At 59.4% G+C, this 10,858-nt stretch carries 10 protein-coding genes; 3 read left to right on the plus strand and 7 right to left on the minus strand.

Annotated features, from left to right (window positions below; translation table 11 throughout):
- Positions 1–243 precede the first annotated feature (243 nt).
- A complete protein-coding gene (locus ACIPOO_RS23440; RefSeq protein WP_400610143.1) occupies positions 244–627 on the minus strand; it encodes a winged helix-turn-helix transcriptional regulator in 384 nt (127 codons plus the stop codon).
- Between the two features lie 87 nt (positions 628–714).
- On the opposite strand from ACIPOO_RS23440, the gene ACIPOO_RS23445 reads away from it, so the two are divergent.
- The gene (locus ACIPOO_RS23445; RefSeq protein ID WP_400610145.1) at positions 715–1,884 is read left to right on the plus strand and encodes an alkene reductase; all 1,170 of its coding nucleotides are present in this window, start codon (positions 715–717) and stop codon (positions 1,882–1,884) included.
- 65 nt (positions 1,885–1,949) lie between these two features.
- Here the strand turns inward: ACIPOO_RS23445 and ACIPOO_RS23450 are convergent, their stop codons facing one another.
- A complete protein-coding gene (locus tag ACIPOO_RS23450) occupies positions 1,950–2,660 on the minus strand; it encodes an SOS response-associated peptidase family protein (protein ID WP_400610147.1) in 711 nt (236 codons plus the stop codon).
- Between the two features lie 97 nt (positions 2,661–2,757).
- Between ACIPOO_RS23450 and ACIPOO_RS23455 the strand changes: the two genes are divergently transcribed.
- Together ACIPOO_RS23455 and umuC are read left to right on the plus strand one after the other, a co-directional pair.
- Complete coding sequence (locus tag ACIPOO_RS23455; RefSeq protein WP_274134351.1) at positions 2,758–3,189, plus strand: LexA family transcriptional regulator; 432 nt, start codon at positions 2,758–2,760, stop codon at positions 3,187–3,189.
- The gene (gene umuC, locus ACIPOO_RS23460) at positions 3,176–4,456 is read left to right on the plus strand and encodes a translesion error-prone DNA polymerase V subunit UmuC (RefSeq protein WP_400610150.1); all 1,281 of its coding nucleotides are present in this window, start codon (positions 3,176–3,178) and stop codon (positions 4,454–4,456) included. The genes ACIPOO_RS23455 and umuC overlap by 14 nt, the downstream gene beginning before the upstream one ends.
- A 107-nt stretch (positions 4,457–4,563) precedes the next feature.
- On the opposite strand, the gene ACIPOO_RS23465 is transcribed toward umuC, so the two are convergent.
- From ACIPOO_RS23465 to ACIPOO_RS23485, 5 genes are all read right to left on the minus strand, one after another.
- Positions 4,564–5,421 carry an SDR family oxidoreductase gene (locus ACIPOO_RS23465; protein ID WP_400610152.1) on the minus strand — a complete coding sequence of 286 codons (858 nt, stop codon included), beginning with the start codon at positions 5,419–5,421 and terminating at the stop codon, positions 4,564–4,566.
- Between the two features lie 214 nt (positions 5,422–5,635).
- Positions 5,636–6,832, minus strand: coding sequence for an ATP-binding protein (locus ACIPOO_RS23470; protein WP_400610154.1), 1,197 nt, complete (start codon positions 6,830–6,832; stop codon positions 5,636–5,638).
- Between the two features lie 107 nt (positions 6,833–6,939).
- Positions 6,940–7,164 (minus strand): DUF6555 family protein, encoded by a 225-nt coding sequence (locus ACIPOO_RS23475; RefSeq protein WP_274134356.1) that lies wholly within the window; start codon positions 7,162–7,164, stop codon positions 6,940–6,942.
- 171 nt (positions 7,165–7,335) lie between these two features.
- Complete coding sequence (locus tag ACIPOO_RS23480) at positions 7,336–9,693, minus strand: FdhF/YdeP family oxidoreductase (protein ID WP_400610156.1); 2,358 nt, start codon at positions 9,691–9,693, stop codon at positions 7,336–7,338.
- A 13-nt stretch (positions 9,694–9,706) separates the two neighbouring features.
- Positions 9,707–10,804: a catalase family protein gene (locus ACIPOO_RS23485; protein ID WP_400610158.1), complete on the minus strand. Its 1,098-nt coding sequence runs from the start codon at positions 10,802–10,804 to the stop codon at positions 9,707–9,709.
- Positions 10,805–10,858: the final 54 nt, after the last annotated feature.

The following is a 10,858-nucleotide window of genomic DNA, read 5'->3' on the forward strand; positions in this document are numbered from 1 at the left end:
GTCAACCACCTTTTTCACCGCTGCCGATTCAGTGACCTGAACCGAAGCACTTCCTCGCTATCCTGAACGTCTAACTCGTTGATATTCAAGGAGTTTTCCGTTCCGACTGCGCCGGAAGTGGGGCGAATTATAGAGAGATTCGAGGGGGCGTCAACACTTAATGTGAACTTTCTATGAAATAGACGAAACACGAGGAAAATCAGGGGGTTTCTTCTGTTTATATAAGAAATAAATGCCATCCCCTCAAGGCTCACCGCGATAACTGCGCAAGACGGCATCACAGGGCAACAGGTTATCGGCCTCCTCAAGCTCGTTGGCATGATGAGTCCCCCACTCCATCAATGAGTCAAGCACCGGACGGAAGCTCTCACCCAAGGGAGTCAGGAAATACTCGACAGCTTGTTTCTCATCCGCAACGGATTGACGACAAACCATTCCATGCTCTTCCAGTGCCCTGAGTTGCTCGATCAGAACTTTTTGAGAGATTCCCACGATGCGCTTTTCCAGCCCGCGAATGCGCTGCGGCCCGTCGAGCAGTGCATGGAGAATCACTGCCTTCCAACGCCCGGACAATACCGCCAGCGCGCGCTCCACCGGCAGGCCGGGCAACTTGTTGAGTATCTTCATCTGCGTTTGCTCACCAAAGGGTGTGTGGATCGGACACCCCGCAAAAAATTAGTCTCCAGGCTGGTAACTCACTGAAGGAAGACCACTATGGCAGACCTGTTTGATCCCCGACACCTGGGCAGCTCGCTTACGCTTGGCAACCGCATCGTCATGGCCCCAATGACCCGCACGCGCACCTCAGAGGGTGATGTGCCCAATGCATTGATGGCCACCTACTACGGACAACGCGCCGGAGCGGGACTGATTATTGCCGAAGCCACCGACATTGATCGATCAGCCAAAGGCTATGCAATGACGCCGGGCATCTACACGCAAGCGCAAAAAGAGGGCTGGCAACTGGTGACCGATGAAGTCCATCGCAAGGGAGGAAAAATCTTCCTGCAGCTTTGGCATGTGGGCAGGATATCTCATCCGTCCATTCATCCTGACGGTCAAGCGCCCCGCGGGGTGACCGAAGAGCGCGCCGAACATTCGGATGTCTTCGTCCACGACGACAACGGCAAATTGGGGTACATCCGCGCAGGGGTTCCCCAGCGCATGGAAACCAGTGAAATCGAGTCTCTGGTATCGGACTTCTCCCGTGCATTTGAGCACGCCCACCAGGCGGGCTTCGATGGTGTCGAGATCCACGCGGCGAACGGCTACCTTTTCGACCAGTTCATGAACTCGGCGCTGAATACTCGCGATGACCGATACGGGGGAAGCACGGTCGAGAATCGCGCGCGCTTCCTGATGGAGGTCGTTGATGAAGCAATGCGCATCTTCGGAGAAGGACGAGTTGGCGTACGCCTGGCACCATTCGGCAGGTTCAACTCGATGCCGGCAGACCCGCTTACCGAGCAGACACTGCTTTATGTGTCCGAGCACCTGGCGCGGCGCAATGTGGCGTACATGCATCTGGTCTACGAACTCATGCCCACCGAGAACATGGAGAATGCAGAGTTCAAGCAGAGCTACCTTGACCACGGTCTTTTGACCAAGGTCAGGGCTGCCTTTGACGGAGCGATCATCTGGTGTGGTGGTTTCGCCTCCAGGGAGAGTGCCCAGGCTGCCCTGGATACGGGGCTTGTGGACCTGATCGGTTTTGGCAGGCCCTACATCGCAAATCCAGACCTTGATCAGCGACTCAAACAGGGCTGGGAATTAAGCGAGGCAGATCGCTCCACCTATTACACACGCCGTGGCGAGGTGGGATTCACGGATTTTCCTTCTTATGTAAATGAGGATCAGCACGTCGCAGACTCTATCAGTCAGTAACGTTTCGATTGGAGGGCCAGGATCAGAGGCCTGGCCGTTCCTGTTGTTCAGCTTCGCCTTTGTGCTCATTCATCTGGATCGTCATCCTCCATCAAAGGACCAATCAACCCCTCTCCCTGATTGCGCACGTTCCCCACATCCTTCCCCACTTTGAACCAGGTGAATTCTTCGGTCGCCCGGCAACACTCCTTCACAATCTCCGCCGCCCGCACCGGTGACGTCTGCGGATCGACCCATTCCCTGGCATGCTCGGGGCTCAGCACCACCGGGCGGCGATCGTGAATGTCGATCATGCCCTGGTCGCTGTCTGCAGTGATGATCACGAACCCGTCCCTCTCGTCCGGCTCTAACCCGGCATGCACCTCGGCCAGCGCGGCGAAGAACATCGGCTGCTCTTCCTTCAAGCGAATGTAGTACGGCTGCTTGCGCTTGGGATCATTCGGATCTTTCACCCATTCGAACCAGCCGTTCGCCGGCGCCAGGGCGCGCCCGTTCGGCCACAGCTGTTTGAAGAACCTGCCGGTCAATGCCGTTTCGACACGAGCGTTGATGGGATCTGGCCGATTGCCCCTGGCCCAGAACGGTGACCACCCCCAACGTACCTTGTCGACGCTCAACCCCTCGCCCACAGGCCTGATGATTTCGACCCGAGTAGTCGGCGCGACGTTGTAGCGTTCTATCGGCCAGAGGTCATAGCCGTTGATGACCAGTTGCGCGCAAGCAAGCGCCTTGAGGTAGTGGTCCATCGGCTCATAGATCGAGTAGCGTCCACACATGCTGTCACCCGTCGAAATTTCCTACATATGAGATTGACCGCAAGCGGGCTAGATCGTTAACTGTATATACATACAGCTAACGCATGCAAGGTGCATCATGAGTGTTTCCATCCTCGGCCCGGTGGCCGCCAGCGGCGAAAGGTTTCCTCTTTATTCGTTCCAGGTGCCCGCCGGGTTTCCCTCGCCAGCCGCGGACCATATCGAGAAACACATTTCTCTGGATGAGCTGTTCGAGATCCGCGCGCCCCATGTCTATCTGGCGAAGATCGAGGGCGACAGCATGCAGGGAGCGGGGATCTACAGCGGTGACCTGGTCATCGTCGACCGCAGCCTGTACGCCGAGCACGGTGACATCGTGATTGCGGCGCTCAATACCGAGCCTGTCTGTAAACGCCTGCACATGCGTGAGAACGAGGTGATCCTGATGTCGGAAAACCCCAGATACCCGGCACGGCATGTGATGGAGGGCGATGAGTTGGTGATCTGGGGCGTGGTCAAGTACAGCATCCGCGATCATGACAAAGCCTGAGCCCGTCTTCGCGCTGATCGACTGCAACAGCTTCTACGCAAGTTGCGAGCGTGTGTTTCGCCCGGATCTGGCCAAGACACCCATCGTGGTGCTGTCGAACAATGACGGTTGCGTCATCGCCCGCAGCTACGACGCCAAGCCCTTCGTGAAAATGGGCCAGCCCTACTTCCAGATCAGGGACCACCTGCGCAGCAACGGCGTCGTCGCGTTCAGCAGCAACTACGCCCTGTACGGCGACATGAGCGAACGGGTGATGACCATCATCGAGTCGATGGTGCCGGCGCTGGAGGTGTACAGCATCGACGAGGCCTTCGCCGACCTCACCGGTATTCCCGGCGATCTGACTGCATTCGGCCGGCAGATCCGGGCCACGATCTATAAACGCACCAGCATTCCGGTCGGCGTCGGCATCGCCCGCACCAAGACCCTGGCCAAACTTGCCAACCACACCGCCAAGCGATTGCTGGACAGGACCGGTGGTGTCGTCGACATCTGCGATCCGTTCAAGCGTGACTGGACCCTGCGCAACACCGACGTGGGCGAAGTGTGGGGCATCGGAAAACGCATGAAGGCGCACTTGGAAAGCATGGGCATCAAGACCGCGATGGACCTGGCCAAAGCGGACTCATGGACGTTGCGCCACAAATTCAGCGTGGTGATCGAGAAAACCGCCCGCGAACTGGCCGGCACGCCCTGCCTGGAGCTGGGTGAAGCCGAACCGCCGAGGCAGGAAATCTGCTGCAGCCGAATGTTCGGCGACCGAGTGACCACCATCGAGCCTATAAAAGAAGCCGTGGCCACCTACACCCAACGCGCCGCAGAAAAACTTCGTGTGCAAAATTCGCTGTGCAAGAAGATCCGGGTCAGCATTCGCACCGGCATGTTCAACCCCGACGAGGCCAAGTACGCCAACGCCGCATTGGTGGAGCTGCCCTACCCCACAAATGACGTGCGCCTGATGACCAAGGCAGCGACCGAGGCAGTCAACCGTCTGTTCAGGGAAGGTTTCAAATACAGCAAGGCAGAAGTGCTGTTGATGGATCTGCGTCAACCAGGGGAATTTACCGATGATCTGTTCGCGGCAGCGCAACCTGAGGCTTGCGGGAAAATAATGAGGGTCCTGGACCGGATCAACGACCGCTGGGGGCGCGGCACCTTGCGCGTGGCGACGGTGCCGCCCTCTCCGGATTGGGCGATGCGCCAGGATCTGCTGAGTGCACGGTTCACGACGAACCTGGGTCAACTGTTCACGGTGAAGTGTTATTGACACGCTCGTCAATCAACGACCGATAGGCCCCAGTCCGGCAGTGAACAGCAATGCCCCCCGCCGGAAGGCGCCTGTTTCATCGAACCGTCAAAAACTGTGATACCCGGTTACAGAATCGGTTTGCCACCTGTCACGCCATACCGCGTACCCGAGATGTAACTGCCTTCATCGGACGCCAGAAGCACATAGATCGGTGCGACTTCCACAGGCTGGCCCGGCCGCCCCAGGGGCGTGTTTTTCCCGAAGTGGGTAATGTCATCTTCTGTCATCGTCGACACGATCAAAGGCGTCCAGATCGGACCTGGGGCAACGCTGTTGACCCGGATGCCGCGCGGCCCAAGAGACTGTGCGAGCCCGGCGGTGAAGTTGGCAATGGCGCCCTTGGTGGTGGCATAGGCCAGCAGCGACGGACTCGGCGAATCGGAATTGACCGAACTGGTGTTGATGATCGAGCTGCCCGCCGGCATCGACGGCAGTGCGGCTTTACAGATTCGAAACATGGCGGTGATATTGATATCGAATGTCTTCACCCATTCCTCATCCGGGATATCCTCGAACGTCTCATGGGTCATCTGGAAGGCCGCGTTGTTCACCAGCACGTCGATGCGCCCGAATTTCTTGACGGTGTCGTTCACGATGGCTGAGCAATGCGCCTTGTCGGCGAGATCGCCCGGCAACAGGATGCATTGCCTGCCCGCCTCCTCCACCCAACGGGCGGTTTCTTTCGCGTCGTCGTGCTCATCGAGATAGGAGATCGCGACATCAGCGCCTTCACGGGCGAACGCAATCGCCACCGCTCGACCGATCCCGCTGTCCGCACCGGTGATCAAGGCGATCTTGTTCGCCATACGACCTGAACCCTTGTAGCTTTTTTCACCGCAATCGGGATACGGGTCCATCTTGCTTTGATCGCCGGGTACGGGTTGTTTCTGTGACTTGAAGGGTGGGGTTGGATAGTTGCTCATGATTGTCGTCCTCGGTATGCGATCGGATTCTTCACTGTGAAAAGTGGAGTCCGCCCGCAACCTCCGAGTTCGTTCTTTTTGTCGCTCGCATGCGCCAACGGTTGGCGCACCTCTGCATGACAACAGGTGCATGCCAGGCTCACATCGCAGGAATTGTCATTCTGCAGCGCCCAGCCGCTGGAGATCAGGTTTCCTTTTACGACCGCCTACAGAATCAGTAGACCCATTTGATGGTGCTGGGGAATCGTGCGACGAAAGCGGTACCCGCTTCGAGGGTGGAGGTCACTTGCAGGGTGCCGCCATGGGCTTCGGCGATCTGCGAGGCAATGTACAAGCCCAGGCCCAGCCCCTCTCCGCGCTGGCCGGCCTCCGAGCGCGTGAACGGCTCGAACAACAGCGGCATCAAGCGCTCGGCAATCGGCGGCCCCTGGTTGAGCACTGAAATGACCACGTCCGCATCTTCACACCACGCCTGGACCCGTATGGGGGACGACCTGGCCCCATGGGTCACCGCGTTCCCTACCAGATTCGACAACAGTTGGGTGATTCGCAGCGAGTCGCAATAGATGCCGCCCGGCAGATCAAGTGCGTGAGTAATCTGCGCCTCGGGGCTGGACATCTGCACTTCACGCAGCGCCAGTTCAAGGATGGGCCCCAGATCATCCACCAGTTGTCGTTTGACAGGAATTCCGCCGCCCATCCGCCCACGCGCAAAATCGAGGACGTTTTCGATCAGCATGCCCATGCGCACCGAACTGTTGCGGATGGCTGCGATGAGGTTCAGTGAACGTTTTTCCGTAGTTCGGCTTTCCAGCAATTCAGAGCTCATCCGGATGGCGCTCAGGGGCGTGCGCAAGTCATGCCCCAACACCGCCACAAACTGGTCACGCAAGCGCCCATGCTCCTTGGCTGCCGCCAACGCGAGTTGTGTGGCCTCCAGATTGTTCTGCGAATCAAGGCTCATGGCGATCAACTGCGCGAACAGGGTCAGCGTCTTGACGATGGCGGGCTCTTCCAGATTGGCAGGCACCGAATCGATAGCGCATAGCGTGCCGAAGAACTCTCCGTCGGCCATGATGATCGGGATCGAAATGTAACTTTCCAGGCCGTAGGTCCTGGGCGTGTGGTGCGTTGAAAACAGCGGATGCTCACTGGCGTGGCCGAAAATCACCGGCGTCCTGTGCTGACGTATCTCGTGACAGATGGTGGATTCGAGCACCAGTTCGCCGCCAGGCTTGAGGCCGAAATCGATGGAATCATCCACCGCGCAGGCGACCCAGTTCTTGTCGGTGACCCGCGCAACAGCGGCAAAGCGCATGCCGGTCATGTGCTTGACCATGCTCAGGATCACGGGCACCGCGCCAATGGCATGGACCGCTTCAACGTCAGCAGAGAAATCCGAACTATTCATGTGCACCGGGCCCCTCATCTGAAAGTCTGCCAAGACTACAACGAACGTCGCCCGGCAAGAAGATCGTTCACAGCTTGAGCGTTCCGGAGGGGCCGAGGTGAAACCTGTTACGCCTTGTGCCATTCCACATTGGTGATGCCGTGCTTCTCCGCCTGAGGCTTGCTCAGTCTGGACACGGGGTCGGTCCGGTACTTGGGTAACTGCCCGATCCCAGCGTCAACCGTGGCCCAATGCCAGGCTTCGGCATTGTCCATCTTCGCGGCCCGAATGTAGAAAGTCTTGTAAGCGCCCTGCAGCAGATAGTCGATTCGGTAATGGTGTTCCTGCGCCATGTTTTCTCTCCGTGGCAAAGACATTCACCCCTCAGAGATCGTCCTACAATAAAAAAATTCCCTTTTTAAAACAGATCATTACGCTTTCCACTCAGGTGAGTGGTGCAAGCGTCATGAAGTGTTTCAAATGACTGGCAAAGCTCACGCGCAGAAGCCTGTAGGGCGCTGTTCTCACTCCCGGACCTGATCGCCATCAGGGATTTCGTTCCGGCGATTCTGCTCTGTCGGCAGCGCCGCGTGCAGGCTCACCGGGACGGATTTGGCAGCGGGCACCTTGCTGCGTTCGGCGTGGTGCCAGAGCGGCACCAGTGGGTTGGACTCGGGGTAGTAAGACGCTGCACAGCCCTCGGGTATGTCGTAGTCGATGATCTGGAATGGCCCCACTTCACGACGGACCTCGGGCTCGATGGCGGTGCGCAACGTCACCCACTGCCCCGGCGCGAAGCCCAGGCGAACGATATCGTTACGATTGAGAAAGACCACGCTACGGGTGCCGTGCACGCCACGGAAGCGGTCGTCGTAGCCATAGACCGTGGTGTTGAACTGGTCATTGCTGCGCAGCGTCATGAGTTGCACCACGTCGCGCCGATCAGTCCCCAGCGATACGTCATCATCTTCATCCAGTCGGGATGGCGTCTTGAACTGCGCCTTGCCCGACTCGGTCGCCCACTTGCGCCGGGCCGCCGGGAGCGGGCGATGGAAACCACCCTCCTCCCACATCCGGGTTTCCATGTCGTGGAAAATCTCGGGGTAAATGTCGGCGATGGCCTGACGCACCTTCACATAGTCCCGGCGCCAGTCATCCCAGGGGATGCGCACCTCGTCACCGAGAGTCGCCTGGGCCAGCCCGGCAATGATCGCGGCTTCCGAGCGCAACTGCTCGGCGGCGGGCTGCGCGTGCCCCTGCCAGGCGCGGATGCATCCGGTACTGTCTTCGGTGGTGTAGACCTGCGGCGTGCCGTCCTGCTGGTCGATTTCAATCCGGCCCAGGCACGGCAGCAGCCAGGTGTGCTGCCCCGCAAACAGATGCGTACGGTTGAGTTTGGTTGCGACCTGCACGTTCAACGTCAGCCCTTTCCAGGCGGGCTCCATGCGGTCAGTGTCGGGGACGGCGCGCAGGAAATTCCCGCCCAGGCCAATGAAGCCTTTGACGCTGCCATCCTGGATGCCCTTGCAGGTATCGACGGTAGCCAGGCCTTTCTTGCTCGGCACCTTGAAGCCGAACCGCGCCTCGATCCTGTCCTTGGGCACCTTGGCCGGGTCTTCCGTTATGCCCACGGTGCGCTGGCCCTGAACATTGGAATGCCCACGAACCGGGCAGATCCCCGCGCCCGGCTTGCCGATATTGCCGCGCAGCAACAGCAGGTTCACCAGCATCTGCACATTGCCAACACCGTGGCGGTGCTGGGTCATCCCCATGCCGTAAATGATCATGACCTTCTGACTGCGGGCGTAGACAGTGGCAGCTGCCTCCATGGATGAACGACTCAACCCCGAGCGCTGTACAAGGTCGTCCCAGGAGTAGCCATCGACCTGCGCCACAAAGGCGTCGAAACCCTCGGTGTGTTCGGCGATGAAGGCATGATCCAGCACAGGCTGGGCGCCTGCTTCCATCGCCTGCCGATCCATGAACAACAGCGCCTTGGCGATGCCCATGACGGCCGCCGTATCGCCACCAATCGCGACCTGATGGTATTGCGTGCTGATGGCCGTCGATGAAGGGCCGACCATCTCGCTGACCGACTGTGGATTGACGAAGCGCTCCAGCCCACGCTCGCGCAGGGGGTTGAAGGTGATGATGGGCACGTGACGCTTACGCGCCTCCTGCAGCGGATGCAGCATGCGCGGGCTGTTGCTGCCCACGTTCTGGCCGAAGAAAAAGATGCAGTCGGTGTGCTCGAAATCGGCGAGGGTCACCGTTCCCACCGGCACGCCGATGCTTTCCTGCAAGCCAACCGACGTGCTCTCGTGGCACATGTTCGAGCTGTCCGGCAGGTTGTTGGTGCCGTATGCGCGGGCGAACAACTGGTACATGAAAGAGGCTTCCAGTGACGCGCGGCCCGAGGCATAGAAGGCCACCTCGTCCGGCGCCAGCTGTTTGAGCTGGACGCCGATGGCAGCATAGGCCTCCTCCCAGGTGGTCGGCACGTACTGATCGATTTGCGCGTCATAGCGCAAGGGGTGGGTCAGCCGCCCGTGCTGTTCAAGATCGTAATCGCTCCATCCACGCAGCTCGCTCAGGGTGTGCCGGGCGAAGAAATCCGCGTCCGTGCGCAGTGACGTCAATTCCCAAGCCGTGGCCTTGGCGCCGTTCTCACAGAATTCCAGCGCATGGGGGTTGCCAGGTTTGGCCCAGGCGCAGCTGACGCAGGCAAAACCCTTGGGTTTGTTCTGCTTCATCAGCGCCGCGGGCGCCTTGCGCAGCGCCTGTTCACGCCAAAGAATGCTCATGACGGAATGCGCCGAACCCCAGCCTCCCGAGGCATTCTTGTAGGGATGGAAATGCGCGGTCGGGTGGATAAGCTGCATGCAAAGACCTCAATCAGCGGGGTTCGTGAATCGGGCAACCGTTGTGACTGCCGCGAAACTCAGACGACATCTCGTAGGAAGGTTTGCGCACCCGCATCACACCACCCAAGGGTCTGTGAGCCGCCAGCCCATGCCAGGGGCTGAACGCCATGCCATCGTCGATCTCCCGGACTTTCTCTTCGTCCCAGGCTGCCTGCGGATCGACCTCGACCCGCGCCACGGTGACGTAAGGGCTGAGCTCTTCCGGCCATTGCACGGAGGCATCTTCGATGGGCATCTTTTCGATATCGGTCGCCAGTTGCACTTGCAGCTCCCAGACGCCGCCTTGCTGACTGAAATACTCGCTCACCGCTGCCCGAAGCCCGTCCGGGTTGTCGCCGAAGTCCACATGCTGGTCAGTGAGTGCGGTCAAGGATGGCGACACCGGTACCATGGCCAGCTTGGCGTAATAGGGCCCGTAGAGAATCGGCGCGACGGTGGAAAAACTCTCGCCCAGAATGTGGGTTTGCGGATGGCCGCCGAGGCTCTTCAAGGTGCCGCTTTCGCCGCCCATGGATTCGATGGTCGACTCCACACCCCGCAGTACCGCCGACAGCGCCTTCTTCATGCCCGGCGCCTTGTCGGTAGTCTTGGCCAGCAGCTTCAAGGTCTTCAGGAATGCCTTGGGTGTGGCGGCAGTAAACGCCTTGGCGTTCTGCATGACGAAGTCCTGTGTCACCTCACCTTCGCTGCCCGGCAGACGCGGGCCATCGACACCCACCAGCTTGATTGCCAGACCGCGCGGCGTTGAAACCTTGTCATCGAGGATGTCCCCGGGGTTGGTCGAGAACCGCAGAAAAGCGGTCAGTGTGCCGGGGCGGGCGAACGCGCCCTGTGCCAGCTCCGGCGGAAGGTTGTCGGGCACCGTGACCCGCCCTTTCAGCAAGCCATGGCCCTTGGCGTGAACGCTGCGATTGGCATGGCCGTTGTCTTTGAAGGTGGTTTCCATGATCGAGTGGAGCGTTTCGGCCAGCTCCTTGCTGGTCTGCGCTTCGTCGTCAGGAATCTGCTCGAACGACGCGTCAAAGGGCAACGGCGCGGTCGCGGGACGTGTAACGGGAAGGTCGTTCATCGGGCCATCTCCATCAGGTTGGAAAGCACATCACGGGTACAAAAATCTCACACT

Source organism: Pseudomonas sp. NPDC090201 (genome assembly GCF_044746825.1).
GTDB lineage: Bacteria > Pseudomonadota > Gammaproteobacteria > Pseudomonadales > Pseudomonadaceae > Aquipseudomonas > Aquipseudomonas putida_AD.

Bases quoted from the DNA above. Each gene is read 5' to 3' on its own strand.
- ACIPOO_RS23440 (WP_400610143.1), bottom strand. From the start codon at position 627: ATGAAGATACTCAACAAGTTGCCCGGCCTGCCGGTGGAGCGCGCGCTG.
- ACIPOO_RS23445 (WP_400610145.1), top strand. From the start codon at position 715: ATGGCAGACCTGTTTGATCCCCGACACCTGGGCAGCTCGCTTACGCTT.
- ACIPOO_RS23450 (WP_400610147.1), bottom strand. From the start codon at position 2,660: ATGTGTGGACGCTACTCGATCTATGAGCCGATGGACCACTACCTCAAG.
- ACIPOO_RS23455 (WP_274134351.1), top strand. From the start codon at position 2,758: ATGAGTGTTTCCATCCTCGGCCCGGTGGCCGCCAGCGGCGAAAGGTTT.
- umuC (WP_400610150.1), top strand. From the start codon at position 3,176: ATGACAAAGCCTGAGCCCGTCTTCGCGCTGATCGACTGCAACAGCTTC.
- ACIPOO_RS23465 (WP_400610152.1), bottom strand. From the start codon at position 5,421: ATGAGCAACTATCCAACCCCACCCTTCAAGTCACAGAAACAACCCGTA.
- ACIPOO_RS23470 (WP_400610154.1), bottom strand. From the start codon at position 6,832: ATGAATAGTTCGGATTTCTCTGCTGACGTTGAAGCGGTCCATGCCATT.
- ACIPOO_RS23475 (WP_274134356.1), bottom strand. From the start codon at position 7,164: ATGGCGCAGGAACACCATTACCGAATCGACTATCTGCTGCAGGGCGCT.
- ACIPOO_RS23480 (WP_400610156.1), bottom strand. From the start codon at position 9,693: ATGCAGCTTATCCACCCGACCGCGCATTTCCATCCCTACAAGAATGCC.
- ACIPOO_RS23485 (WP_400610158.1), bottom strand. From the start codon at position 10,804: ATGAACGACCTTCCCGTTACACGTCCCGCGACCGCGCCGTTGCCCTTT.